We start from the raw sequence: 25,552 nt of genomic DNA, 5'->3' as shown, positions 1-25,552 counted from the left end.
ATGACAACGCAAGTACGTAAAAACGTCATGGATATGTTTATCGATGGCGCACGGCGCGGATTCACTATTGCAACAACCAGCCTGTTGCCTAACGTGGTAATGGCGTTTGTGATTATTCAGGCGCTGAAGGTGACGGGACTGCTCGAGATTGTCGGGCGGGTATGTGAGCCGGTAATGGCGCTGTGGGGACTGCCGGGGGAATCTGCTACCGTACTGCTGGCGGCGGTGATGAGTATGGGAGGCGGCGTCGGTGTTTGCGCCAGCCTGGTTGTCGCCGGTACGCTTTCGGGACATGATGCTACGGTGCTGTTACCGGCTATCTACCTGATGGGCAATCCGGTGCAAAATGTGGGACGCTGTCTGGGTACCGCGGGGGTCCATCCCCGTTATTACCCGCTTATTATTGCGGTATGCGTAATTAATGCGCTGCTCTCTATTTGGGTTATGCAGGTTATTGCCTGACAAGGAAGGTTATGAACTGTTCCATTCTTAATTTGACGTTGTTCCAGCAGGGACACGTGTACGCGCCGGAAGACTTAGGACGCCAGGATATACTGGTGTCTGACAGCAAAATTGTTGCCATCGCGCCGTCGATTTCCCCTGACGATTTTCCTGGCTGCGAGTGTATCAATCTTGACGGTGCGATTGTGTGCCCAGGATTTATCGATCAACACGTCCATCTGATTGGCGGCGGTGGAGAAGCGGGGCCGCACACCCGCACGCCGGAAGTACGCTTGTCGCGGCTGGTTGAAGCTGGCGTCACCTCGGTGGTGGGATTGCTGGGGACAGATGGTATTACCCGTCACCCTGAATCGCTGCTGGCGAAAACCCGCGCGCTGGAATTTGAAGGCATCAGCGCATGGATGCTGACCGGGGCGTATTCTCTGCCTTCCCCGACCATCACCGGCAGTATCGATCGCGATGTGGCGCTGATCGATAAAATTATTGGCGTGAAATGTGCTGTTTCGGACCATCGTTCTTCAGCCCCGGACACCTCGGCGCTGGCAAACATGGCGGCGCAGTCGCGCGTTGGCGGATTGTTAGGGCGCAAGCCGGGGATTAGCGTCTTCCATATGGGCGACAGCCCGCGCATGCTGGAGCCGTTGCATCAGATCCTCGACAGCTGCGATGTACCGATTACCAAGCTGCTGCCCACACACGTCAATCGTGCGGAACCGTTGTTTCAGTCGGCGCTGGAGTATGCCCGCAAAGGCGGTTATATCGACATTACCAGCAGCATTGATGAACCCGTCGACCCGGCCACGGCTATCGCCACGGCACTACGCCAGAACGTGCCGCTGTCGCGTATTACCTTGAGTTCAGACGGCAACGGTAGCCAGCCGGAATTTGATGACTACGGTAATCTTATCGGCATCGGTGTCGCAGGGTTTGAATCACTGGCTGAAACAGTGCGCCAGTTGGTGAAGGTTCATGCCATACCGCTGGAACTGGCGCTGTGTCCGCTGACGCGAACGGTCGCAGAATTTTTGGGACTGGAACATAAAGGGCGTCTGGCGGTGGGATGCGATGCCGACATTCTGGTGCTCAATGATGCGCTTGAAGTTCATCACCTGTGGGCGAAGGGAAAAGCCGTCGTCAGAGAGAAAAAAGCCTGTGTAAAAGGGACGTTTGAATAAACGACGTTGATGCCGGATGGCGGCGTAGACGCCTTATCCGGCTACGGAGTTATGCGGATGGCGGCCTGATAAGACGCGTGGCGTCACCATCAGGCGCTATCTGGCAAAATGTAAATCAGGCGTTCTCTTTCAGCCAGTTCATTACCACGTCGTGGTGGTTGCTGGTTTTGAAGTCATCAAACACATGCTCAATTTTCCCTTCAGCATCAATCAGGAAGCTGATGCGGTGGATGCCATCATAGGTTTTGCCCATAAATGACTTCTCACCCCAGACGCCGAACTGCTCGCAAACCTGGTGATCTTCGTCGGACAGGAGCGTGAAGTTAAGGACTTCTTTCTCCGCGAATCGGGAAAGCTTCTCTGGTTTATCGGTGCTGATTCCCAGCACTTCAACACCTGCTTTTTTTAACTCATCCATGTTATCGCGCAGGCCGCAGGCCTGTACGGTACAGCCGGGTGTCATGGCTTTCGGGTAAAAATAAACCAGAACACGCTGTCCCTGGAAGTCGGTTAAATTTACTTGTTCTCCGTCTTGATCCGGCAAGCTAAATTTCGGTGCGATATCACCGGCTTTCAGTGGGTTCATTACTTAACTCCATCCTGTTCATCATGCTGTGAGTAATTGACGACGTTAATACTGCCTTGCGCATTGAGTTCTGTACAGAGTGCTTTAAACGCATCTTCAATATTTGCCGAATCATGTGACGCAGGACTATGTGCGGTAATTTGAATAAACAGCTGTGCCGCCTTTTCGTTCTCAGCCGGTTGCGTGCGTGAAACCAGTTCCGCAATATTCATTTGGTGGCTGTCAAACAGGGCGGTAAAGCGTTCAATCAAATGCGGAGAATCAGGAACATCGACCTGCACCCATACCGTAGCGGGCATCGCCGGACGGGGGCGTGCGGTCGTGCGCTTCATCACAATCAGTAAATCCAGCTCTGCACCTTTCAACGGCAAGGTTGATTCAATTAGGGTAATGGCATTCCAGGTGCCCGACAGCAACATGATAAACGTGAACTCGTCACCCAGCATGGCCAGTCGGCTGTCTTCGATATTACAGCCGCAACTGCTGACATGACGTGTGATGGTGTTCACAATTCCCGGGCGGTCAGCACCCAGCGCAGTAATGACCAGATAGTGTTGCGATGACGATGTCAAACCTGTTCTTCCTTTGAGCGGTGAGGTAATCATAAGGAAAGCATAAAAAAAACATGCATACAACAATCAGAACGGCTCTGGTCGCTTGCTTTTATTGTCGTACCAAACGTACCATTGAGACACTTGTTTGCACAGAGGATGGCCCATGTTCACGGGAAGTATTGTCGCGCTTGTTACGCCGATGGATGAGAAAGGTAAAGTCTGCCGGTCGAGCCTGAAAAAACTGATTGATTATCATGTCGCCAGCGGCACCTCGGCGATCGTTTCGGTTGGCACCACCGGTGAGTCTGCCACCCTGAGTCATGATGAACATGGCGATGTGGTGATGATGACCCTGGAGCTGGCCGACGGGCGTATTCCGGTGATTGCCGGAACCGGCGCTAATGCGACCGCGGAAGCCATTAGTCTGACGCAGCGTTTCAACGACAGTGGTGTTGTCGGCTGCCTGACGGTGACGCCTTACTACAACCGCCCAACCCAGGAAGGTTTGTTCCAGCATTTCAAAGCCATCGCTGAACATACTGACCTGCCGCAAATTCTGTATAATGTACCGTCCCGTACCGGCTGCGATATGTTGCCGGAAACCGTTGGTCGCCTGGCGAAAGTAAAAAATATTATCGCTATTAAAGAGGCCACGGGGAACTTAAGTCGCGTTCACCAGATCAAAGAGCTGGTTTCAGACGACTTTATTCTGCTCAGCGGTGATGACGCGACCGGACTGGATTTTATGCAGCTCGGTGGTCATGGCGTGATTTCCGTGACGTCTAACGTTGCGGCACGCGATATGGCCGAAATGTGCAAACTGGCGGCAGCCGGGAACTTTGCCGAGGCGCGGGTGATTAACCAGCGTCTGATGCCGTTACACAACAAACTATTTGTCGAACCCAATCCTATCCCAGTGAAATGGGCGTGTAAGGAGTTGGGACTTGTGGCGACCGATACGCTACGTCTGCCGATGACGCCAATCACGGATAATGCTCGTGAAATCGTCAAGGCGGCGCTTAAGCATGCCGGTTTGCTGTAAAGTTTAGGGAGATTTGATGGCTTACTCAGTACAAAAGTCGCGCCTGGCCAAGGTTGCGGGTGTTTCGCTTGTTATGTTGCTCGCGGCCTGTAGTTCTGACTCGCGTTATAAGCGCCAGGTGAGCGGTGATGAATCCTATCTGGAGGCCGCACCGCTTGCTGAGCTTCACGCTCCAGCTGGGATGATTCTGCCGGTTATGTCGGGTGACTATAATATCCCGGTCACCAACGGCAGCGGTGCCGTTGGTAAAGCGCTGGACATTCGCCCGCCGGCTCAGCCGTTAGCATTAGTCACCGGCGCTCGCACTCAGATCGCGGGTGATACGTCGACATTGCTGGTGGAAAATGGTCGTGGCAACACGCTGTGGCCACAGGTCGTTAGCGTCATTCAGTCTAAAAACTACACGATCACCAAACGTGATGATGCCAGCCAGACGTTGACCACCGACTGGGTTAACTGGAACCGTCTGGATGAAGACGAGCAGTACCGTGGACGTTATCAAATCTCGGTTAAACCGCAGGGTTATCAGCAAGCGGTAACGGTGAAACTGATTAACCTCGAGCAGGCGGGTAAACCCGTAGCTGATCCAGCATCAATGCAGCGTTACAGCGCTGAGATGATGAACGTTATCTCCGCTGGTCTGGATAAGAACGCCACTGACGCCGCGAATGCCGCGCAGAACCGCTCTGCCGCCACCATGGATGTTCAGAGTGCTGCCGATGACACCGGTTTACCGATGCTGGTGGTACGTGGACCGTTCAACGTGGTATGGCAGCGTCTGCCAGCAGCGCTTGAGAAAGTGGGGATGAAAGTGACCGACAGCACCCGTTCTCAGGGCAGCATCGCCGTGACCTACAAACCACTGTCTGATAGCAACTGGCAGGAGCTGGGCGCAAGCGATCCTGGTCTGGTATCCGGCGACTATAAACTGCAGGTCGGTGATTTAGACAACCGCAGTAGCTTGCAGTTTATCGATCCGAAGGGGCATACCCTGACGCAAAGCCAGAACGACGCGCTGGTCGCCGTCTTCCAGGCAGCGTTCAGTAAGTAAAAATAAAGGGCTGGATAACTCCAGCCCTTTTTTTCTGATATGATACGCAAACGTGTGCGTCGGCAGAAAAACGCAATATTTATCGTTAATTCACACCCAGGAGTAATAAAGATGCAAAAGCAAGCTGAGTTGTATCGTGGTAAAGCGAAGACCGTATACAGCACGGAAAACCCGGACCTGTTGGTGCTCGAATTCCGCAATGATACGTCAGCAGGGGATGGCGCGCGCATTGAACAGTTTGATCGTAAAGGCATGGTGAACAACAAGTTCAACCATTTCATTATGACTAAACTGCAAGAAGCGGGCATTCCTACCCAGATGGAGCGACTGCTTTCCGATACTGAATGTCTGGTGAAAAAACTGGAGATGGTACCGGTTGAATGTGTGGTTCGTAACCGCGCAGCAGGTTCCCTGGTTAAGCGTTTAGGCGTTGAGGAAGGTATTGAACTGAATCCGCCGCTGTTTGATCTGTTCCTGAAAAACGATGCTATGCACGATCCAATGATTAACGATTCCTATTGCGAAACTTTTGGTTGGGTGAGCAAAGAGAATCTGGCGCGTATGAAAGAGCTGACCTACAAAGCCAACGACGTACTGAAAAAGATGTTTGATGATGCCGGTCTGATTCTGGTCGACTTCAAACTTGAGTTTGGTTTGTATAAAGGTGAAGTGGTCCTGGGCGATGAGTTCTCACCGGACGGTAGCCGTCTGTGGGACAAAGAAACGCTGGATAAAATGGACAAAGATCGCTTCCGCCAGAGCCTGGGCGGCCTGATCGAAGCCTATGAAGCCGTCGCGCATCGTCTGGGTGTGAAGTTAGACTAACCCTCCCCTGAGCCGGCGATCGCTCTCCGGCTCATCAATCCCGCCGATTTTGATTACTGTTTCTTATGGTAATCCTGTTCCGAACCGCCTACGATCATCATCATAATGAATAAAAAGTTGAGGTGATTATGCGCTGGCAAGGGCGTCGTGAAAGTGACAATGTGGAAGACAGACGAAATAGCTCCGGTGGCGGCCCTTCTATAGGCGGCCCTGGTTTTCGTTTGCCCAGTGGTAAAGGCGGCATCGTCCTGCTGATTGTGGTGCTGGTGGCGGGATATTATGGCGTGGATCTCACCGGATTAATGACCGGCCAGCCAGTTTCCCAACAGCAATCATCACACTCCATCAGCCCAAATGATGATGAAGCAGCAAAATTTACCTCGGTGATTCTGGCCACCACGGAAGATACCTGGGGGCAGCAGTTTGAAAAAATGGGCCGGACCTACCAACAGCCGAAGCTGGTAATGTATCGCGGAGCGACGCGTACCGGCTGTGGCGCAGGTCAGTCGGTGATGGGGCCGTTTTACTGCCCGGCGGATGGTACGGTGTATATCGACCTCTCATTTTATGATGACATGAAAAACAAGCTGGGCGCCGATGGTGATTTTGCTCAGGGCTATGTTATCGCCCATGAAGTGGGTCACCACGTGCAGAAACTGCTGGGTATTGAACCGAAAGTTCGCCAGATGCAGCAGAATGCCTCACAGGCTGAAGTGAACCGTCTTTCCGTACGTATGGAACTGCAGGCGGACTGCTTTGCCGGCGTCTGGGGCAACAGTATGCAGCAGCAGGGCGTGCTGGAGTCCGGCGACCTGGCTGAAGCGCTGAACGCCGCTCAGGCTATTGGCGACGATCGCCTGCAGCAGCAGGGACAAGGACGCGTTGTGCCGGACAGCTTTACCCACGGCACTTCTGAGCAGCGGCTTAGCTGGTTCAAACGCGGTTTTGACAGCGGCGATCCGGGACAATGTAATACTTTTGGTAAAGGCATTTAAGCTACTGAGGCAGGGATGTCTGATAATACGGCGCTGAGCGCGTTAACTGAACAGATGGCCCACGAAGGGATCCGTCGTCTGCTGATTATCAGTGGCGAGGGGAACTGGTGTCAGGAGCGGGCTTTAGCGCTACGCGACACGTTACCCGGCGACTGGTTATGGGTGGGCGCACTCGCCCCTGCTGAGCCAAACTGTACGCCACAGGCGCTGCAAACGTTATTAGGGCGCGAATTTCGTCATGCGGTTTTTGACGCCGGGCAGGGATTTGACGCTGCGGCGTTTGCCGCCTTAAGCGGAACGCTGATCGCCGGGAGCTGGCTGGTTTTGCTGACTCCCCCCTGGCATACCTGGCACACGCATCCGGACGTGGATTCACTGCGCTGGAGCGACTGTGCTGAACCTATCCCAACGCCGCACTTTGTTGAACATGTCAAACGGGTGATTTCCCGTGACGGACAGGCGCTGCACTGGCGGCAGCATCACGCAGTTTCCAGCCCGCGTTTTCCTGTTCGTGCAGTCTGGCACGCGGCAACCGGTTACCCTCAGCCTGAACAGGCGATGATTTTAACCCAGTTGCTGGATATGCCTCCCGGCGTGGCTGCGGTCACAGCTGCACGTGGCCGGGGTAAATCGGCTCTGGCAGGGCAACTGATAGCACGTATCAACGGGACCGCGATTGTCACCGCGCCTGCTAAAGCGGCAACGGATGTGCTGGCGCAATTTGCCGCAGAGCGATACCGCTTTATGGCCCCGGATGCGCTGTTAAGCAGTTCTGCAACCGCAGACTGGCTGGTTGTGGATGAAGCCGCCGCGATCCCCGCGCCGCTGCTGCACCAACTGGTTGCGCGTTTCCCTCGTACGCTGTTAACCACCACCGTACAGGGCTATGAGGGAACTGGCAGAGGCTTTTTGTTGAAATTTTGCGCCCGCTTTCCCCATCTTCGACGCTATGAGTTGCAACAACCCGTGCGCTGGGCGCAGAGATGTCCGCTGGAGAAAATCGTCAGCGATGCGCTGGTGTTTGACGACGAAACCTTTGCGCATGCCCCCTTGGGGGAGCTTAACTTCTCGGCATTTGATCAACTCTCATGGCAGACAAACCCGGCGCTGTCGTTAGCGGTATATCAGCTACTTTCCGGTGCGCATTATCGCACCTCGCCACTGGATCTGCGGCGAATGATGGACGCGCCGGGTCAGCATTTTCTTCAGGCTTCGGCTGCTGACTCGGTGGCGGGCGCCGTCTGGCTGGTCGACGAGGGGGGATTATCCGCAGAATTAAGCCAGGCCGTCTGGGCCGGATATCGCCGACCAAGAGGAAATCTGGTTGCGCAGTCACTGGCGGCGCACGGCGGAGACCCATTGGCGGCGACGCTCGTCGGGCGGCGGGTCAGTCGAATTGCGGTTCATCCCGCACGTCAAAGAGAAGGTATTGGGCAACAGCTGATGCTGCAGGTCCGGCACTATTGCACGCAGTGCGACTATCTGTCCGTCAGCTTTGGTTATACGGCTGAATTATGGCGTTTCTGGCAGCGCTGCGGTTTTGTCCTGGTTCGGATGGGTAATCATCGGGAAGCCAGCAGCGGCTGTTATACCGCTATGGCGGTGCTGCCCATCAGCGAAGCGGGAAAACGCCTTGCCTGGCGGGCGCACCAGCGCCTGCGACGGGATGCGGAGATTCTTGCGCAGTGGAACGCAGAGCGCATTCCGCTGGTACCACTGAAAGAGACTACGCTTAATGAGGATGACTGGGGTGAGCTGGCTGGGTTTGCCTTCGCGCATCGACCATTACTGACATCATTAGGTTGTCTGAGTCGTTTGCTTGAGCGCAGCGAGTTGCCTCTTCCGGCATTGCGCGGGCGTATACAGGCTCAACGCAGCGATGCTGAATTGTGCCAACAGCTGAAAATATCGGGTCGCAAAGCGCTGTTGGCAGTTCGGCGCGCCGAGGCGGCGCAGGCCTTAAAACAGCTGGATGCTGAGCGTGAACAACGGCTACATAATCGCATTATGCAATGGCAATTTTTTCACTAACTTCTTCAATTTCCTGGCATGGTCATTGCGGTTAAGCGGCGTAGAATGATTCTCATCAGTTAAGGAGATCGCCATGAAACATGACCATTTTGTTGTTCAAAGTCCCGATAAACCCGCTCAACAGCTCTTGTTGCTGTTTCATGGCGTCGGCGATAACCCGGTTGCCATGGGCGAAATTGGCTCCTGGTTTGCGCCGCTGTTTCCGGATGCGCTAATCGTCAGCATTGGCGGGGCAGAGCCTTATGGTACGACTTCCGGCCGTCAGTGGTTTTCGGTACAGGGGGTAACGGAAGAGAACCGCCAGGCGCGTATTGACGCGATTATGCCGGTCTTTATCGAAACCGTTCGCTACTGGCAGAAGCAAAGCGGCGTTTCGCCTCAGGCGACCGCGCTGATTGGTTTTTCTCAGGGCTCGATTATGTCGCTTGAGAGTATTAAAGCCGAGCCAGGGCTGGCGTCGCGGGTCATCGCCTTTAATGGTCGCTATGCCACGTTGCCGGAGGTTGCAACTACCGCGACGACGGTGCATTTGATTCACGGCGGTGAAGACCGGGTGATTGAGTTATCTCATGCCGTTGCCGCGCAGGAGGCGTTAATACGCGCCGGTGGGGATGTGACGCTGGATATCGTCGAAAATCTGGGGCACGCCATTGATGAACGCAGTATGCAGTTTGCGCTCGACCACCTGCGTTTTACCGTACCGAAGCACTACTTTGATGAAGCGCTGAGCGGTGGTAAGCCTCACGATGATGATGTGATTGAGATGATTTAACCCGCAGGCCGGATGGCGATGTGAAACCGCCATTCGGCCTACGTTGGCTTATTTCTTCGGTTGATCCTTGTTTGGCCAATCGTCGTCGTCATCCCATTTATCGTTAAAATCACGATGCGGGGGAAGCTCCGGCTTATTGGCAAGAAATTTCTTGTGGTCGACGCGCTTGAGATCTTTAATCACGTTCAGCAATACGCCTACCAGAAACACCAACACCAGAATCCACCAGTATTTTGCCAGCCAGTCCATGCTCATTTCCTCTTACAGGAACACTCATCAGGCGACGAGTTGCTCCATGATACGTTGATACATACGGGCAAGCAGCTGCAGGTCGGCGGCATTAACACATTCATTAATTTTATGAATGGTGGCGTTGACCGGCCCCAGTTCTACTACCTGTGCCCCCATGCGGGCAATAAAACGCCCGTCGGACGTCCCGCCTGTAGTCAGTAACTGCGGTTTAATCTCATTATAGTGCTCAATGGCGTTCACCACCGCATCCACCAGTTTACCGCGTGCGGTCAGGAACGGCTGACCGGAAAGCCACCAGTCGACGGTATAACGCAACTGATGTTTCTCCAGCAGTTCCAGCACCCGGGACTTAATCATTTCATCGTTTAATTCGGTGCTGAAACGGAAGTTGAACTGGATAAACAGTTCGCCGGGAATAACATTGTTGCTGCCGGTTCCTGCCTGAATATTGGCAATCTGCATGCTGGTCGCCGGGAAGAATTCGTTGCCCTGATCCCACTCAATCGCCACCAGTTCATTAAGCATTGGCGCCGCGCGGTGTACCGGGTTATCGGCCAGATGCGGGTAGGCTACGTGGCCCTGCACGCCGTGAATGGTCAGATTGCAGGTCAGTGAACCACGACGCCCATTTTTCACCACGTCGCCAACGATTTCCGTGCTGGACGGCTCGCCAACCAGACAATAATCCAGTCGTTCATTGCGTGCCATAAGTGCTTCAACCACTTTTACGGTGCCGTTTTGGGCGCTGGCCTCTTCGTCAGAGGTTATCAAAAACGCCAGACGACCCTGATGGTTCGGATGCTGGGCGACAAAACGTTCTGCGGCCACGACCATTGCCGCCAGTGAGCCTTTCATATCGGCTGCGCCACGCCCGAACAACATACCATCGCGAATGGTCGGTTCGAACGGTGGATTAATCCAACGATCGACATCGCCGACAGGCACTACGTCAGTGTGACCGGCAAATGCCAGAGTCTCACCTTTGCCGCGCCATGCCCAAAAATTCTGTGTGTCACCAAAATCCATACGCTCAACGGTAAAACCTACCGCGCGCAGGCGTTCAATCATTAACGCCTGGCACCCGGCATCATCCGGGCTCAGGGAAGGACGGCGAATAAGCTGCTGTGTCAGCTCAATAACCGGGCACGACATAGACTATACCTCATTAAAAAACTGCGTATAACTGGATTCACTAAAGCCAAGCAGCATAGGCTTACCCGGCGCGCAGAGCAATGGGCGTTTGATAATTGCAGGCATTTCAATCATCAATGCAGCAGCAGAGGACGCATCGGTGATTTGGTTACGTGTGGCTTCATCCAGTTTGCGCCAGGTGGTTCCACGTGTATTGAGCAGCGCCTCCCAACCTAATTCGCTGATAAAGGCGTGTAATAACGCGTTGTCCAGGCCGTCGACGCGATAATCATGGAAGCGGTAGTCGACCCCATTGTCTTCCAGCCAGCGTCTGGCTTTTTTAATCGTATCGCAATTCTTAATGCCGTAGAGGGTGATCATTTGAATCCTTATTGACGTAATTTGAATATTTATTCTCGTGTTCTATAAACATGAATAATACATATTGTCATCGAACCGTTATAGAAAAATATAACATTGTTGTTGAATGGTGAATAATGATTCCTGAAAGTTCCAAAATTCACGGGGAACTGAAAATCAGATTTTGCCTGTTTGCATCAGCCTGTTTTTCCATCAGAATTGCCAAAGTCGTAGATGATGTATGAATATTTCAAAATATTGCAGTAAGTCACATAAAATTTATGGGGTTAGCGCATAGTGATTACATATACCCCCGAACACTGGAGGATGTAATCGCAACCATTGGTTAAATGATCTTCTTTTTATGATGATGATTTCGTAGAATGCCCATAATAATAAGAGAGGTTGTTATGATTGAACGTGAACTGGGGAACTGGAAAGACTTTATCGAAGTGATGCTTCGTAAATAATTTTCTGGAAGAAATTCATATCCTGCAAAGGATAATAAAAGGCGACTCAACGTAAGTCGCCTTTTTTGTGTCCGATTATTCTGGGCGTGGCTTCAACGGGAAGCGTCTGCGTACCAGCACAAAGAACAGAGGAACGAAGTAAATCGCAAGGACAGTGGCTGAAATCATCCCGCCCATTACGCCAGTCCCCACCGCATGTTGACCGCCGGAACCTGCGCCACTGCTGATGGTCATCGGCAACACCCCAAAGATAAACGCCAGTGACGTCATCAGAATTGGGCGTAAGCGTTGGCGACAGGCATGCAGCGTGGCGTCGAGCAAGTCGTGACCTTTCTCGTTCATCTCATTGGCGAATTCAACAATCAATATTGCGTTCTTCGCCGAAAGCCCGATCACGGTGAGTAACCCGACCTGAAAGTACACGTCGTTTTCCAGACCGCGCATCCAGGTAGCGAGCAGCGCGCCAATGACCCCCAGCGGTACAACCAGCATGACGGAGAAGGGAACCGACCAGCTTTCGTACAGAGCCGCCAGACACAGGAACACCACCAGCAAAGAAATGGCGTACAGGGCTGGCGCCTGAGAGCCCGACAGCCGTTCCTGGTAAGACATTGCGGTCCATTCGAGGCCGAATCCGGTCGGCAACTGGTGGACCAGCGATTCCATAATGTCCATCGCCGTACCGGTACTGACGCCTGGGGCGGCTTCGCCAACAATCTCGACGGCGGAGTAGCCGTTATAGCGTTCCAGACGCGGTGAACCCGTTTCCCAGCGCGACGTGGCAAAGGCCGAGAAAGGCACCATGCCGCCGCTATTATTGCGGACGTACCACAGATTGATGTCGTCCGGGAGCATGCGATATTTTGCTGCCGCCTGTACGTAAACCTTCTTCACACGACCCCGGTCCATAAAGTCATTGACGTAGCTGGAGCCCCAGGCCGTTTGCAAGGTGTCGTTGATGTCATCAATGGAAACGCCCAGCGCCTGGGCTTTGCGCTGATCGATATCAATTTGCAACTGCGGGCTGTCGTCCAGACCGTTATGACGAACACGGGTCAGAGACGCGTCTTTCCCGGCCAGCTCAATCAGCTTGTCGCGCGCGGCCATTAACGCATCATGGCCCGCACCGGCGTGATCTTGCAGCTCCATATCGAAACCGGCAGAGCTCCCGAGACCGCTAATCGCCGGAGGGCTGCTGGCGAAGACGCGGGCTTCCTTAATCTTATTAAAGGCTTTAGTCGCGCGCTCGATGATGGCGAAAGAGGTTCCGGTGGTGGTGTCGCGATCATCCCAGTCTTTTAAGCGGACAAACATCCGCGCCACGTTTTGACCGTTCCCGCCAGGGCCGGAACCGACCGTGGAAAAGACCGACGTAATGTTGTCTTTCTCATGGGTGAAGTAATACTTCTCCACTTCCTCAACCACTTTCAATGTTTGCTGCTGGGTCGAGCCGCTGGGCAACTGTATTGAGGTGGTAAACATGCCGCGGTCTTCGAGCGGCAGGAAGGAGGTTGGCAGGCGCAGGAACAGGAAAACCATACCGCCGAGCAGCAGGCCGTAAATCAGTATCCAGCGCAGGCTGCGGTGCAGGATCCTGGCGACGCCTTTTTCGTAGCGTTCGGCGTTGCGGTTAAACATCCGGTTAAACCAGCCAAAGAAACCGGTTTGCCCGTGATGCTCGCCTTTATGTAGCGGTTTGAGCAGAGTGGCGCACAGGGCAGGGGTGAGGATCATCGCCACCAGAACTGAAAGAACCATTGCGGAGACGATGGTAATCGAGAACTGGCGGTAGATAGCCCCGGTAGTGCCGCCGAAGAAGGCCATCGGGATAAACACCGCCGACAGCACCATGGCGATACCGACCAGCGCGCCCTGGATTTGCCCCATCGATTTCCGCGTCGCTTCCCGCGGTGAGAGGCCTTCCTCACTCATAATACGCTCGACGTTTTCCACCACCACAATGGCATCATCGACCAGCAGGCCGATCGCCAGCACCATCGCAAACATCGTCAGGGTGTTAACGCTGTAGCCAAAGGCGTAGAGCACGGAAAAAGTACCCATCAGGACGACGGGAACGGCGATTGTAGGGATCAGCGTGGCGCGGAAGTTTTGCAGGAACAGGTACATCACAAGGAATACCAGCGCGATCGCTTCCAGCAGCGTTTTCACCACGTCGATAATTGAGGCTTTGACAAAGGAGGTAGTTTCATACGCCACCTTGTATTCCAGCCCATGCGGAAAATACTGTGAGAGCTCGTTCAGGCGGTCGATAACCAGCTCCGCCGTTGCCATTTCATTGGCGCCGGAGGCCAGTTTTACCCCCAGACCGGAAGCCGGGTGGCCGTTGAAGCGGCTGAGATAGTCGTACTTTTCCGCTCCCATTTCGACCGTCGCCACATCACCCAGTTTAACTTCTGAGCCGTCCTGGTTGACGCGTAGCGTAATCGCGCGGAATTCATCCGGAGTCTGTAGCAGCGACTGGGCGTTGATTGTCGCATTCAGCGCTTGTTTGTCTACCGAAGGCGTGCCGCCAAGTTGCCCGACGGCAATCTGCGCATTCTGTGACTCGATAGCATCGGTCACATCTTTGGCGGTCATCTGGAAGCTGTTAAGTTTGACCGGGTCGAGCCAGATACGCATGGAATATTGTGAACCGTAGGCGTCAATATCGCCCACGCCGTTTATACGACTGAGCGGATCCTGGATATTACTGGCGACGTAGTCGGCGATGTCCTGCTTATCCATTGAGCCATCGGTGGAGACGAAGGCGATGGTCAGAATATTGGTGTCACCGGTCTTGCGCACCGTGACCCCTTGATTCTGTACCGCCTGCGGCAGCTTACGCATTGCCGATTGCAGCTGGTTTTGCACCTGCTGGACGGCTTCATCAGGATCGGTTCCCGCGAGGAAGCTCAGCGTAACCGACGCCTGGCCTGTCCCGCTGCTCTGCGACGACATGTACATCAGATTATCGAGACCAGTCATGTTCTGCTCGATAACCTGGGTGACGGTATTTTCCAGGGTTTGTGCGGACGCGCCAGGGTAGTTCGCGGTTACCCGCACGTTTGGCGGTGCCAGATCGGGGTATTGCTCAACGGGCAGCGAAAAAATAGCCAGGGCTCCTGTCAGGCACAACAGGATTGCTAACACCCAGGCAAAAATGGGGCGATCGATGAAAAAATTCGCCATTAAAAGGGGACCTCGTGTTTCTGCGTATCGTTATGGGTGTGAATTGCTTCACTTTAGCGGCAAGGTACGGGGCAAACGTGGAGAAAAAAAGAAGATAATGTAAATTATCATGCCCGTTTACAGCATACCTTTCGTGCCAACGCCGTCAGGCCTGGATCGAGAACCGACGGCGCTTTGCGGTTCTTTACGTTAGCTCTCCGTCGGATTCTGCCGAACGAAAACTGATACTCACCAGCGTTCCCCCTCCGGAGGGTTGAGAGAAAGTCAGCGTGCCGCTCAGCCTTTCCGCCCGCTCGCGCATAATATTTAATCCATAGTGCCCCGAAGGCTCATGCGGCTCGCCAATGCCGATACCGTTATCGCGAATATAAACCGTGTGATTACCATCCGGCGCGGTGACGCAACTGACGGCAATTTCGGTTGCGCTGGCATGTTTAATCGCGTTCAGCACCGCTTCACGGACGATCTGCAGCAGATGCACCTGCATTTGCGCGTCCAGCGCCAGGGTCGGTAACCGGCAATCAAGCGTCAGTTTAGCCGATGTCTGATTTTGCAGCGTTTCCAGCATTTCATGCAGGGCGGAGGGGAGATCGGCCTGCTGTAAAGTCAGGCGGAAGGTGGTGAGCAGTTCGCGTAGCTGGCGGTAGGCGTCGTTCAGCGCCTGAGAAAAATCCGCCATAATGCTTTGCGCTGGGGCGTTATCTTCGGGAATCGAACGCTTCAGCAGCGTGAGCTGAATGCGTAAATAAGAGAGCACTTGCGCCAGCGAGTCGTGCAGCTCGCGCGCAATCGTCGCCCGCTCCTCCATTAACAACAGCTGTTGAAAATGTTTTTGCGCCTGGTTGAAGTACAACCCGCGACCCAGCATCGAGGAGACGCTGTTAAGCAGCGGGGTAGAAGCATTGACGTTCGGGCTTTGCCAGTGCAGTTCACCGTAGACGGTTTCCTGCATGGTGACCGGCAGGATCTGCATCGGCAGCTCGGGGCTTTTTGCGCCTTCGCTAATTCGCCAGTTATCTCCGACGGTGAGTTCCAGGAAATAGGCGGCGTCATGCTCGCGGACGATCTGTAAAATATGGCGGAAGCAGTACACATCAATCTGACTGGTATTTAACGCCTGAGAGCACTGATACAACACTTCCAGACGACGATTAGCTTCGTGGAGATCGTGGGTCTTCTCAGCGACAGACGCTTCCAGTGAGCGGTACAGCTTGTGTAATTCACTCGACATCTGGCTGAAGGTCTTGCCCAACAACCCGAGTTCGTTGGGCAAATCAGTATCCAGCGACGGGATGTCAAACTGACCGTGTTCAATGTGCTGGCTTGCCACCACCAGCTTATTCAGCGGACGCACCACCTGCTGGCGAATACGCCGTAAGGTAAAGAAAACGAGGGTGAATATGCCGATCCCGCCCGCCAGTGAAATACCAAAAACCAGCATCACTTTGCGTTCAGCATAATGTTGCAGCGCCAGCACGAAGAGATCGATTTGATCGACATAGTTATTGATATTGCTCTGGTACCAATTTAAATCGCCATCGATCAGACGGGCGTTCATTTCCAGCCAGTTTGCATGTAGACGTCCATAGCGACTTTTTACCGCTTGAGGCACATACCACGCGTTCAGGTTCTGCAGTGCTGGCGAGTTTAGCGCCTGCTGGAAAAGCTGGCGGTGAGCGTTAAGCTGCGGACTTTGGCTTTGCAGATCGTAACCCAGACGGTAACTTTGCATGCGCAATGAGCCAGCCACGTTGATGGCTTCGGCATCTCGTAAGCTGCTGGTCAGCGTGAGCAGCGCAATACCCGTTGAGAGAATCGACAACAGCACTATGTAGAAAAAAGCTTTAGCCAGACTGGCCGAGACCGGACGCTTTACCGTCACTTGTGCATCCTCACACAATACACGTCGCGCCTTAAAACAGCCCGAACGATGCGGTGTATTTGATAAATGTTAATAAAACGCCATGAAACTGGATGGTAACTGAAACGCAATTTCATATGCGATGAAATAAATTGATCTGCCACAGGTTCTGGATAAATAGTTGTGCTTCCTGGGCAAATGAACATTGCCGCTTCCTTCCGTGTCGGTTAATAACAACACTCATATAAAGAATAAGGTTTTTGCAACCAAAAAAGAAGGAAGCCATGAATCGTTTTATTATGGTTAATAGCCAGCAGTGCCTGGGATGCCATGCCTGTGAGGTCGCCTGCGTCATGGCTCACAATGGCGAGCAGCATGTCCTGAGTCAACGGCATTTCCAGCCCCGAATTACCGTCATCAAGCATCAGCAGCAGCGCAGTGCGGTAACCTGCCATCACTGTGAAGATGCGCCCTGCGCCAGAAGTTGCCCGAACGGGGCAATCAGCCATGATAACGACAGCGTTCAGGTGAACCCGAAAAAGTGTATTGGCTGTAAATCGTGCGTCGTTGCTTGTCCTTTCGGCACGATGCAGATCGTACTCACTCCTGTCGCTAAAGGGAAGGTGAAAGCCACTGCGCACAAATGCGATTTGTGTCAGGGACGCGAACAAGGGCCTGCCTGTGTAGAGAACTGTCCGGCACAAGCGTTACAACTGGTGACGGAAAATTCGCTTACTGGTCTGTCAAAAGCGCGCAGGCTACGCACCGCCAGTCTGGAAAGCCAGCCCTGGCACGCCAACGCCACCGATTTCGTTTCGCATAAAATTACCAAACGTGAGCAAATGCAGGCGACGCCTGCGCGTGGTGAGCCGGATAAGCTGGCAATTGAGGCCCGTAAAACCAGCTTTGAGGAGATCTATCTGCCGTTTCGTACGGCGCAGGCGGAACGGGAAGCGTCCCGCTGCCTGAAATGCGGCGACCACAGTATTTGCGAATGGACCTGCCCATTGCATAACCATATTCCGCAGTGGATTGAACTGGTCAAAGCCGGGAATATCGATGCGGCGGTTGAGCTTTCTCACCAGACCAACTGCCTGCCGGAAGTGACCGGGCGCGTATGTCCGCAGGACCGACTTTGCGAAGGGGCATGTACGGTGCGTAGCGAGCATGGGGCGGTCACTATCGGAAATATTGAGCGTTACATCTCTGATCGGGCCCTGAGCAAAGGATGGCGACCGGACTTAAGCCACGTGCAGAAAGTGGATAAGCGCGTTGCTATCATCGGCGCGGGTCCGGCGGGTCTGGCCTGCGCGGATGTGCTGGCGCGCAGCGGAGTCAGCGCCACCGTATACGATCGCCACCCTGAAATCGGCGGTTTGCTGACGTTCGGCATTCCGGCCTTCAAGCTGGACAAATCGCTGCTGGCCCGCCGCCGTGAAATCTTCAGCGCCATGGGTATTCATTTCGAACTTAACTGTGAAGTGGGTAAGGATGTGGCGCTGTCGGCGCTGCTGGAGGATTACGATGCCGTGTTCGTGGGCGTAGGAACCTATCGTTCCATGAAGGCGGATCTGCCGAATGAAGACGCGCCTGGCGTTTATGACGCGTTACCGTTCCTGATTGCCAACACCAAGCAGGTGATGGGGCTGGATGAACTGCCTGAAGAGCCGTTCATCGACACCGCCGGACTGAACGTGGTTGTACTGGGCGGAGGCGATACGGCAATGGACTGCGTGCGTACCGCGCTGCGTCATGGCGCACGCCAGGTGACCTGCGCTTATCGTCGTGATGAAGCCAACATGCCCGGTTCGAAAAAAGAGGTGAAGAACGCCCGGGAAGAGGGGGCTAACTTCGAGTTTAACGTCCAGCCGGTTGAGCTGGTGTTACATGATGATGGGCGAGTCAGCGGCGTGCGTTTTTTACGTACCCAGCTTGGCGAGCCAGACGCGCAGGGACGTCGTCGCCCGGTTCCCCTCGCCGGGAGTGAGTTTGTCATGCCCGCAGATGCGGTGATCATGGCGTTTGGTTTTCACCCACATGGCATGCCGTGGCTGGAGACGCATGGGGTTAAGGTCGATAACTGGGGGCGCATAGCCGCCAATGTTGAAAGCGCATACCGTTATCAAACTAGTAACCCGAAAATCTTCGCCGGTGGTGACGCGGTACGCGGTGCGGATCTGGTGGTTACGGCCATGGCGGAAGGACGGCATGCCGCCCAAGGGATCGTCGACTGGCTGGGCATAAAATCAGTCAAATCTCACTAAGTCGCTAAGAAGGCCGGATAAGGCGCGTTAGCGTTGCTATCCGGCTCTGTGCCGCATAATTGCCTGATGGTGCTTCGCTTATCAGGCCGACATTGCACCAAGACAAACCCGGTTTCACGGCGTAGTATTATTTCTCACTTCTTGCTGTGGAGCCGGTATGTCGCAAAAAATTACCCTCATCAAAGATAAAGTCCTTTCCGATAACTACTTCATCCTGCGCAATATTACCTATGACCTGACCCGTAGCAATGGTGAGGTGATTCGCCACAAACGCGAGGTTTACGATCGCGGCAACGGTGCCACTATCCTGCTGTATAACCCGGAGAAGAAAACGGTGGTGCTCATCCGCCAGTTTCGCGTCGCCACCTGGGTCAATGGTAATGAAAGCGGTCAACTGATTGAAACCTGCGCCGGGCTGCTGGATAACGACGAACCGGAAGCGTGCATTCGGAAAGAGGCCATTGAAGAGACCGGCTTTGAAGTGGGGGAAGTGCGTAAGCTGTTTGAGCTCTATATGTCGCCGGGCGGCGTGACGGAGATAATTCATTTCTTTATTGCGCAATACAGCGACAGCCAGCGGGCAAATGCGGGCGGAGGTGTGGAAGATGAAGATATTGAGGTTCTGGAGCTACCGTTCACCCAGGCGCTGGAAATGATTAAAACGGGTGAAATCCGTGACGGTAAGACGGTGCTATTGCTGAACTATTTGCAATCGTCGCATCTCATGGACTAATGCGCGGGATTTATATTTCTTTACAAATTTTCGGCCAATCCGACGATTCTTATTGAGCCACATCAGTCGCGCAAGGAAGATACCGCTTAGGCTGTGTGTTTTGACTTCGGGGTTGTACCGTCCATGCGCTATCGCGTTATTTTACTTTTCCTGCTCGGGTTGTTACCCGTCCGTTTGCTGTGGGCCGCGCCCGCGCAACAGACGTTTTCTGACTGGCAGGTGACGTGCAATAACCAAAACTTTTGCGTGGCGCGCAATACCGGAGAACATCACGGCCTGGTCATGACCTTGAGCCGCAGTGCCGGGGCACATACCGACGCCGTGTTGCGTATTGAACTGGGTGGGCTGGAATCGCCCACAGCCAAAGAGAGCGATATTGCGCCACGTCTGCTACTGGATGGCTCAGCGCTCCCGCTTCGCGGCGAACACTGGCGTATTACCCCCTGGCAGCTGATGACCGATGATCCGGCCACCATCAGCGCATTTTTAACAACCGTACAGGACGCGAAGGCGATAACCCTGCAAAAAGGGGCGCAAAACCTGTCCCTGGTCGGGCTAAAAGCCGCGCTGCTTTTTATCGACGCCCAGCAAAAACGGGTCGGCAGCGAAACCGCATGGATCGAAAAAGGCGACGAGCCTCCGCTCAGCGTGCCTCCCGCTCCCGCTTTAAAAGGCGTGGCTGTGATTAACCCAACGCCAACGCCTCTCACGCAACAAGAGCGCAGTGAATTGCTGGATTACGGTAACTGGCGGATCAACGGTATTCGCTGTTCGATCGATCCGCTGCGTCGCGAGATGCGCGTCACGGCCTTAACGGATGATAAAGCGCTGCTGATGATCGGCTGTGAAGCCGGGGCATATAACACCATCGATCTGGCGTGGGTGGTTTCACGTACTACCCCGTTGACGTCACGGGCGGTACGGCTAAGCCTGCCTTTTAAAACGGATGCGGAAAGTCGCGATATGGAGCTGACCAACGCCACGTTTGATGAGAAGTCGCGCGAGCTGGTAACCCTCGCTAAAGGACGAGGGTTGGCAGATTGCGGTATCCAGACCCGCTGGCGCTACGACGGCCAGCGTTTTCGTCTGGTGCGCTATGCCCAAGAGCCAAGCTGCGATAACTGGCATGGGCCAGATGCCTGGCCCACGCTGTGGATCACACGTTAAGCACCTTATGCGCTTTGTCGACAATGTTATCCACCGTAAAGCCGAAGAACGGGAACAGCTTGTCTGCCGGAGCCGACTCCCCATAACCCGTCATACCGACAATCGCCCCTTTCAGCCCAACATATTTGTACCAGTAGTCGGCAATTCCTGCTTCTACCGCCACGCGCGCGCTGACGTTTGAGGGGAGGACCGATTCCCTATACGCCTCATCCTGGGCGTCGAAAATATCGGTTGAGGGCAGAGAAACCACTCGCACGTTACGACCTTCACCGGTCAGTTTTTCCGCCGCCAGCAGCGTGATTTCCATTTCTGAACCGGTAGCAATCAGGATAACATCCGGCTTACCGCCGCCATCCTTCAGCACATAGCCGCCGCGGGCAATCTGCTGCACTTGCTCAGGCGTCCGCTCAACCTGCGCCAGATTTTGCCGCGAGAGGATCAGCGCCGTTGGCCCGTCATGGCGTTCGACCGCCAGCTTCCAGCCTACCGCCGCTTCAACCTGATCGCAGGGTCGCCAGGTGCTGAAATTAGGCGTCAGACGCAGGCTGGCGAGCTGTTCGACGGCCTGGTGCGTGGGACCATCTTCCCCAAGGCCAATCGAGTCGTGGGTATAAACCATGATTTGTCGGGCTTTCATCAGCGCCGCCATGCGTGTGGCATTACGGGCATATTCGACAAACATCAGGAACGTTGCGGTGTACGGTACGAAGCCCCCGTGGTGAGCGATACCGTTGGCAATCGCGGTCATGCCAAATTCCCGCACGCCGTAGTGGATGTAGTTTCCTGCATGATCCTCTTTAAGAGAAGTGGAGCCTTTCCAGATGGTCAGGTTGCTGGGCGCCAGATCCGCCGAACCGCCAAGCAGCTCAGGCAGTATCGGCCCGTAGGCGTTCAGGGTATTTTGCGAGGCCTTACGGGTGGCGATTTTGGTCGGATTGGCCTGCAGCTCGGTGATATATTTCTGGGTCGTTTCTTCCCACTCTTCCGGCAGTCCACCGCTCATCCTGCGGGTAAACTCTGCCGCCAGGTCCGGATGCGCATGTCGATAAGCGGCGAACTTCTCATTCCAGCTCTGTTGGGCTTTCTCGCCTTTTTCACGAGCGTCCCACGCCCGGTAAATCTCTTTGGGGATTTCAAAGGCAGGATGATGCCACCCCAACTTCTGCCGGGTCAGCGCCACTTCTTCTTCACCCAGCGCAGCGCCGTGCGCTTCCTCTTTCCCGGCTTTATTCGGTGAACCAAAACCAATCACCGTGCGGCAGATAATCAGCGACGGTTTATCGGTAACGGCCTGTGCTTCCTGAATCGCTTTTTTCACCGCCTCAGGGTCATGACCGTCAATCTCGTGCACTACATGCCAGTGATAGGCCTCAAAGCGTTTCGCGGTATCGTCGGTAAACCAGCCGTCGGTTTCGCCATCAATTGAGATGCCGTTGTGATCGTAAAAGCCGATGAGTTTGCCAAGTCCCAGGGTGCCCGCCAGCGAGCACACTTCGTGAGAAATGCCCTCCATCAGACAGCCGTCGCCCATAAAGACCCAGGTATAGTGATTAACAATCTCGTGGTCTGGCTGGTTAAACTGCGCCGCCAGCGTGCGTTCTGCAATCGCCATTCCAACAGCGTTGGCTAAACCCTGACCCAACGGTCCGGTGGTGGTCTCCACGCCCAGCGTATAGCCAATTTCCGGGTGTCCTGGTGTCTTCGAATGGAGCTGGCGGAAGTTCTTTAACTCTTCGAGCGGCAGGTTGTAGCCGGAAAGATGCAACAGGCTGTAAAGCAGCATTGAGGCGTGGCCATTGGATAAAATAAACCGGTCACGATCGTACCAGGTGGGATCGGACGGGTTATGGCGCAGGAAATCGTTCCACAGTACTTCGGCGATATCGGCCATCCCCATTGGTGCTCCAGGGTGGCCAGAGTTAGCTTTTTGGACGGCATCCATACTTAGCGCACGAATGGCATTGGCAAGCTCTTTACGGGTCATAGGAAATACTCCTTGAAAAGTAAAGTGTTAGATGCGTGTTGTGATTCACACTTTTGAGATAATTGCGGGCGTTGTCAGCAAAAAGCATAGCAGACAAGCATGGTATTGCTGGCTTAAGCAGGTAACATAGATGTTATAAATTGATAACAAATTCTTTCTTTGAATGGTGAGAGTATGGGGACCTTCAAAGTTTGTGCCGTTGACTGAGGTGATAATGTGCGGCTCAGTAGAATGGTTACCCGCGCCACTTTTTTGATAGATACGTGAAAGGAACAACAAGATGGATGACCAGTTAAAACAAAGCGCCCTCGATTTCCACGAATTTCCGGTACCCGGTAAAATCCAGGTTTCTCCGACCAAGCCTCTGGCAACCCAGCGCGACCTCGCGTTGGCCTACTCGCCGGGCGTGGCTGCACCGTGTCTTGAAATTGAAAAGGACCCGCTGGCAGCCTACAAATACACCGCACGCGGCAACCTGGTTGCGGTTATTTCCAACGGTACTGCGGTTCTGGGTCTGGGTAATATTGGCGCGCTGGCCGGTAAACCGGTGATGGAAGGTAAAGGCGTTCTGTTTAAGAAATTCGCCGGGATTGACGTGTTCGACATCGAAGTTGATGAACTCGATCCGGATAAATTTATCAACGTGGTAGCGGCGCTTGAACCAACGTTTGGCGGCATTAACCTCGAAGATATCAAAGCGCCGGAGTGCTTCTACATTGAGCAAAAACTCCGTGAGCGCATGAATATTCCGGTATTCCACGATGACCAGCACGGCACGGCAATCATCAGTACTGCCGCAATCCTTAACGGTCTGCGGGTGGTTGAAAAAAATATCTCTGATGTGCGCATGGTGGTGTCCGGTGCAGGTGCGGCGGCGATTGCCTGTATGAACCTGCTGGTGGCGCTGGGTATGCAGAAACACAACATTGTGGTCTGCGACTCCAAAGGGGTGATTTACAAAGATCGTGAACCAAACATGGCGGAAACCAAAGCGGCTTACGCAGTGGTGGATGACGGTAAGCGTACGCTGGATGATGTCATTGACGGCGCGGATATTTTCCTCGGTTGCTCTGGTCCGAAAGTGCTGACGCAGGAAATGGTTAAGAAGATGGCGCGTGCGCCAATGATCCTGGCCCTCGCCAACCCGGAACCGGAAATCCTGCCGCCGCTGGCGAAAGAGGTGCGTTCCGACGCCATCATTTGCACCGGCCGTTCCGACTACCCGAACCAGGTTAACAACGTTCTGTGCTTCCCGTTCATCTTCCGCGGCGCGCTGGACGTCGGCGCTACTGCCATCAACGAAGAGATGAAACTGGCCGCGGTACACGCCATTGCTGAGCTGGCGCACGCCGAGCAGAGCGAAGTGGTGGCCTCCGCCTATGGCGACCAGGACCTGAGCTTCGGGCCGGAATACATTATTCCGAAACCGTTCGACCCGCGTCTGATCGTCAAAATCGCCCCTGCGGTGGCGAAGGCGGCGATGGATTCCGGTGTGGCAACGCGTCCGATTGCCGACTTTGACGCTTACATCGATAAGCTGACCGAATTCGTCTACAAAACCAACCTGTTCATGAAGCCGATTTTCTCTCTGGCACGCAAAGCGCCGAAGCGCGTGGTGCTGACTGAAGGGGAAGAGGCGCGTGTACTGCATGCCACGCAGGAGCTGATCACTTTAGGTCTGGCGAAACCGATCCTGATCGGTCGTCCGAGCGTTATCGAAATGCGTATCCAGAAACTGGGTCTGCAGATCAAAGCAGGCGTCGATTTTGAGATCGTCAACAATGAATCCGATCCGCGCTTTAAAGAGTACTGGAGCGAGTACTACCAGATTATGAAACGTCGTGGTATTACCCAGGAGCAGGCGCAGCGTGCGGTAATTGCCAACACCACGGTGATCGGCGCGATCATGGTGCAGCGTGGCGAAGCGGATGCAATGATCTGCGGTACGATAGGCGACTACCATGAGCACTTCAGCGTGGTGAAAGAGGTGTTTGGTCATCGCGATGGCGTGCATACTGCCGGGGCGATGAACGCCTTGCTGCTGCCAAGCGGTAACACCTTTATCGCCGATACCTACGTTAACGACGATCCTACGCCGGAGCAACTGGCGGAAATCGCCGTGATGGCGGCAGAAACCGTGCGTCGCTTTGGTATCGAACCGAAGGTAGCGCTGCTGTCGCACTCCAACTTTGGCTCATCTAACTGTCCGTCGGCCAGCAAAATGCGCGAAGCGCTGGAGCTGATTAAGGCGCGTGCGCCAGAGTTGATGATTGATGGCGAAATGCACGGCGATGCCGCGCTGGTGGAAAGCATCCGTCATGACCGCATGCCGGACAGTCCGCTGAAAGGCTCAGCGAATATTCTGGTGATGCCGAATATGGAAGCTGCCCGTATTAGTTACAACTTACTACGCGTTTCCAGCTCTGAAGGCGTAACGGTCGGCCCGGTGCTGATGGGGGTTGCGAAACCGGTTCACGTATTAACGCCGATCGCTTCTGTTCGTCGTATCGTTAATATGGTGGCGCTGGCGGTTGTAGAAGCCCAAACTCAGCCGCTGTAATTTCACTTTAATTTATTTCCGGCGCGGGTTTCTCCCGCGCCTTTTTATTTCCCCTTTCTTAGTGATCCACTTCACCTTTTAAACATGG

The 25,552-nt window shown here is 54.2% G+C and carries 21 protein-coding genes; 13 read left to right on the top strand and 8 right to left on the bottom strand.

Annotated features, from left to right (window positions below; genetic code table 11):
• Together GPJ68_RS17880 and iadA are read left to right on the top strand one after the other, a co-directional pair.
• On the top strand, window positions 1-462 hold the full coding sequence (locus GPJ68_RS17880) for a YjiG family protein (protein ID WP_003037948.1): 462 nt from the start codon (window positions 1-3) through the stop codon (window positions 460-462).
• A gap of 11 nt (window positions 463-473) precedes the next feature.
• Window positions 474-1,637 carry a beta-aspartyl-peptidase gene (gene iadA, locus GPJ68_RS17875; RefSeq protein WP_104651169.1) on the top strand — a complete coding sequence of 388 codons (1,164 nt, stop codon included), beginning with the start codon at window positions 474-476 and terminating at the stop codon, window positions 1,635-1,637.
• A 115-nt stretch (window positions 1,638-1,752) separates the two neighbouring features.
• On the opposite strand, the gene bcp is transcribed toward iadA, so the two are convergent.
• Together bcp and GPJ68_RS17865 are read right to left on the bottom strand one after the other, a co-directional pair.
• Window positions 1,753-2,223: a thioredoxin-dependent thiol peroxidase gene (bcp, locus tag GPJ68_RS17870; protein ID WP_003835095.1), complete on the bottom strand. Its 471-nt coding sequence runs from the start codon at window positions 2,221-2,223 to the stop codon at window positions 1,753-1,755.
• On the bottom strand, window positions 2,223-2,795 hold the full coding sequence (locus GPJ68_RS17865) for a glycine cleavage system transcriptional repressor (protein WP_019077363.1): 573 nt from the start codon (window positions 2,793-2,795) through the stop codon (window positions 2,223-2,225). Before GPJ68_RS17865 ends, bcp begins: the two co-directional genes overlap by 1 nt.
• Window positions 2,796-2,940: 145 nt before the next feature.
• On the opposite strand from GPJ68_RS17865, the gene dapA reads away from it, so the two are divergent.
• The 6 genes from dapA to ypfH all read left to right on the top strand — a co-directional run bounded on the left by dapA (window position 2,941) and on the right by ypfH (window position 9,493).
• Window positions 2,941-3,819, top strand: coding sequence for a 4-hydroxy-tetrahydrodipicolinate synthase (gene dapA, locus GPJ68_RS17860; RefSeq protein ID WP_016153972.1), 879 nt, complete (start codon window positions 2,941-2,943; stop codon window positions 3,817-3,819).
• A 16-nt stretch (window positions 3,820-3,835) separates the two neighbouring features.
• Window positions 3,836-4,870, top strand: a complete 1,035-nt coding sequence (gene bamC, locus GPJ68_RS17855; RefSeq protein WP_016153971.1) for an outer membrane protein assembly factor BamC — start codon at window positions 3,836-3,838, stop codon at window positions 4,868-4,870.
• Window positions 4,871-4,981: 111 nt separating this feature from the next.
• On the top strand, window positions 4,982-5,695 hold the full coding sequence (gene purC, locus GPJ68_RS17850) for a phosphoribosylaminoimidazolesuccinocarboxamide synthase (RefSeq protein WP_003835086.1): 714 nt from the start codon (window positions 4,982-4,984) through the stop codon (window positions 5,693-5,695).
• Between the two features lie 128 nt (window positions 5,696-5,823).
• Window positions 5,824-6,690, top strand: a complete 867-nt coding sequence (locus GPJ68_RS17845) for a neutral zinc metallopeptidase (protein ID WP_104651170.1) — start codon at window positions 5,824-5,826, stop codon at window positions 6,688-6,690.
• Between the two features lie 15 nt (window positions 6,691-6,705).
• Window positions 6,706-8,721, top strand: a complete 2,016-nt coding sequence (locus GPJ68_RS17840) for a tRNA(Met) cytidine acetyltransferase TmcA (RefSeq protein WP_180836898.1) — start codon at window positions 6,706-6,708, stop codon at window positions 8,719-8,721.
• A gap of 73 nt (window positions 8,722-8,794) precedes the next feature.
• Window positions 8,795-9,493, top strand: a complete 699-nt coding sequence (ypfH, locus tag GPJ68_RS17835; RefSeq protein WP_016153968.1) for an esterase — start codon at window positions 8,795-8,797, stop codon at window positions 9,491-9,493.
• Between the two features lie 48 nt (window positions 9,494-9,541).
• Here the strand turns inward: ypfH and GPJ68_RS17830 are convergent, their stop codons facing one another.
• Genes GPJ68_RS17830 through GPJ68_RS17820 form a run of 3 tightly spaced genes read right to left on the bottom strand, consistent with a single transcriptional unit; the run spans window position 9,542 to window position 11,257 of the window.
• Window positions 9,542-9,742, bottom strand: coding sequence for a YpfN family protein (locus GPJ68_RS17830; RefSeq protein ID WP_003835080.1), 201 nt, complete (start codon window positions 9,740-9,742; stop codon window positions 9,542-9,544).
• A 27-nt stretch (window positions 9,743-9,769) separates the two neighbouring features.
• A complete protein-coding gene (gene dapE / locus GPJ68_RS17825; protein WP_016153967.1) occupies window positions 9,770-10,897 on the bottom strand; it encodes a succinyl-diaminopimelate desuccinylase in 1,128 nt (375 codons plus the stop codon).
• Window positions 10,898-10,900: 3 nt separating this feature from the next.
• On the bottom strand, window positions 10,901-11,257 hold the full coding sequence (locus GPJ68_RS17820) for an ArsC family reductase (RefSeq protein WP_016153966.1): 357 nt from the start codon (window positions 11,255-11,257) through the stop codon (window positions 10,901-10,903).
• A gap of 389 nt (window positions 11,258-11,646) precedes the next feature.
• Here GPJ68_RS17820 and ypfM point away from each other — a divergent pair, with 389 nt between their 5' ends.
• On the top strand, window positions 11,647-11,706 hold the full coding sequence (gene ypfM / locus GPJ68_RS17815; protein ID WP_001386977.1) for a protein YpfM: 60 nt from the start codon (window positions 11,647-11,649) through the stop codon (window positions 11,704-11,706).
• 75 nt (window positions 11,707-11,781) lie between these two features.
• On the opposite strand, the gene acrD is transcribed toward ypfM, so the two are convergent.
• Together acrD and narQ are read right to left on the bottom strand one after the other, a co-directional pair.
• Window positions 11,782-14,895, bottom strand: coding sequence for a multidrug efflux RND transporter permease AcrD (gene acrD, locus GPJ68_RS17810; RefSeq protein WP_016153965.1), 3,114 nt, complete (start codon window positions 14,893-14,895; stop codon window positions 11,782-11,784).
• A gap of 184 nt (window positions 14,896-15,079) precedes the next feature.
• Window positions 15,080-16,777 carry a nitrate/nitrite two-component system sensor histidine kinase NarQ gene (narQ, locus tag GPJ68_RS17805; RefSeq protein WP_016157109.1) on the bottom strand — a complete coding sequence of 566 codons (1,698 nt, stop codon included), beginning with the start codon at window positions 16,775-16,777 and terminating at the stop codon, window positions 15,080-15,082.
• 263 nt (window positions 16,778-17,040) lie between these two features.
• Between narQ and aegA the strand changes: the two genes are divergently transcribed.
• From aegA to GPJ68_RS17790, 3 genes are all read left to right on the top strand, one after another.
• Window positions 17,041-19,020 carry a formate-dependent uric acid utilization protein AegA gene (aegA, locus tag GPJ68_RS17800; RefSeq protein ID WP_172860642.1) on the top strand — a complete coding sequence of 660 codons (1,980 nt, stop codon included), beginning with the start codon at window positions 17,041-17,043 and terminating at the stop codon, window positions 19,018-19,020.
• Window positions 19,021-19,177: 157 nt separating this feature from the next.
• Window positions 19,178-19,753, top strand: a complete 576-nt coding sequence (nudK, locus tag GPJ68_RS17795; RefSeq protein ID WP_016157107.1) for a GDP-mannose pyrophosphatase NudK — start codon at window positions 19,178-19,180, stop codon at window positions 19,751-19,753.
• Window positions 19,754-19,876: 123 nt separating this feature from the next.
• On the top strand, window positions 19,877-20,920 hold the full coding sequence (locus GPJ68_RS17790) for a DUF1176 domain-containing protein (protein WP_029139621.1): 1,044 nt from the start codon (window positions 19,877-19,879) through the stop codon (window positions 20,918-20,920).
• Here GPJ68_RS17790 and tkt read toward each other — a convergent pair.
• Window positions 20,910-22,904, bottom strand: a complete 1,995-nt coding sequence (gene tkt, locus GPJ68_RS17785; protein ID WP_104651173.1) for a transketolase — start codon at window positions 22,902-22,904, stop codon at window positions 20,910-20,912. The two genes, GPJ68_RS17790 and tkt, sit on opposite strands and share 11 nt — an antisense overlap.
• A 280-nt stretch (window positions 22,905-23,184) precedes the next feature.
• On the opposite strand from tkt, the gene maeB reads away from it, so the two are divergent.
• The gene (gene maeB, locus GPJ68_RS17780; RefSeq protein WP_016153959.1) at window positions 23,185-25,464 is read left to right on the top strand and encodes an NADP-dependent oxaloacetate-decarboxylating malate dehydrogenase; all 2,280 of its coding nucleotides are present in this window, start codon (window positions 23,185-23,187) and stop codon (window positions 25,462-25,464) included.
• The last annotated feature ends 88 nt before the right edge of the window (window positions 25,465-25,552 follow it).

It is taken from the genome of Citrobacter sp. 172116965 (genome assembly GCF_013458095.1).
Taxonomy (GTDB): domain Bacteria; phylum Pseudomonadota; class Gammaproteobacteria; order Enterobacterales; family Enterobacteriaceae; genus Citrobacter; species Citrobacter braakii.
Note: the sequence above shows the minus strand (reverse complement) of the source record. Positions and strands in the feature narration are given on the sequence as shown.

Excerpts from the sequence above, each read along its gene's own strand:
- GPJ68_RS17880 (WP_003037948.1), top strand. The coding sequence starts at position 1 with ATGACAACGCAAGTACGTAAAAACGTCATGGATATGTTTATCGATGGC.
- iadA (WP_104651169.1), top strand. The coding sequence starts at position 474 with ATGAACTGTTCCATTCTTAATTTGACGTTGTTCCAGCAGGGACACGTG.
- bcp (WP_003835095.1), bottom strand. The coding sequence starts at position 2,223 with ATGAACCCACTGAAAGCCGGTGATATCGCACCGAAATTTAGCTTGCCG.
- dapA (WP_016153972.1), top strand. The coding sequence starts at position 2,941 with ATGTTCACGGGAAGTATTGTCGCGCTTGTTACGCCGATGGATGAGAAA.
- bamC (WP_016153971.1), top strand. The coding sequence starts at position 3,836 with ATGGCTTACTCAGTACAAAAGTCGCGCCTGGCCAAGGTTGCGGGTGTT.
- purC (WP_003835086.1), top strand. The coding sequence starts at position 4,982 with ATGCAAAAGCAAGCTGAGTTGTATCGTGGTAAAGCGAAGACCGTATAC.
- GPJ68_RS17845 (WP_104651170.1), top strand. The coding sequence starts at position 5,824 with ATGCGCTGGCAAGGGCGTCGTGAAAGTGACAATGTGGAAGACAGACGA.
- GPJ68_RS17840 (WP_180836898.1), top strand. The coding sequence starts at position 6,706 with ATGTCTGATAATACGGCGCTGAGCGCGTTAACTGAACAGATGGCCCAC.
- ypfH (WP_016153968.1), top strand. The coding sequence starts at position 8,795 with ATGAAACATGACCATTTTGTTGTTCAAAGTCCCGATAAACCCGCTCAA.
- GPJ68_RS17830 (WP_003835080.1), bottom strand. The coding sequence starts at position 9,742 with ATGGACTGGCTGGCAAAATACTGGTGGATTCTGGTGTTGGTGTTTCTG.
- dapE (WP_016153967.1), bottom strand. The coding sequence starts at position 10,897 with ATGTCGTGCCCGGTTATTGAGCTGACACAGCAGCTTATTCGCCGTCCT.
- GPJ68_RS17820 (WP_016153966.1), bottom strand. The coding sequence starts at position 11,257 with ATGATCACCCTCTACGGCATTAAGAATTGCGATACGATTAAAAAAGCC.
- acrD (WP_016153965.1), bottom strand. The coding sequence starts at position 14,895 with ATGGCGAATTTTTTCATCGATCGCCCCATTTTTGCCTGGGTGTTAGCA.
- aegA (WP_172860642.1), top strand. The coding sequence starts at position 17,041 with ATGAATCGTTTTATTATGGTTAATAGCCAGCAGTGCCTGGGATGCCAT.
- nudK (WP_016157107.1), top strand. The coding sequence starts at position 19,178 with ATGTCGCAAAAAATTACCCTCATCAAAGATAAAGTCCTTTCCGATAAC.
- GPJ68_RS17790 (WP_029139621.1), top strand. The coding sequence starts at position 19,877 with ATGCGCTATCGCGTTATTTTACTTTTCCTGCTCGGGTTGTTACCCGTC.
- tkt (WP_104651173.1), bottom strand. The coding sequence starts at position 22,904 with ATGACCCGTAAAGAGCTTGCCAATGCCATTCGTGCGCTAAGTATGGAT.
- maeB (WP_016153959.1), top strand. The coding sequence starts at position 23,185 with ATGGATGACCAGTTAAAACAAAGCGCCCTCGATTTCCACGAATTTCCG.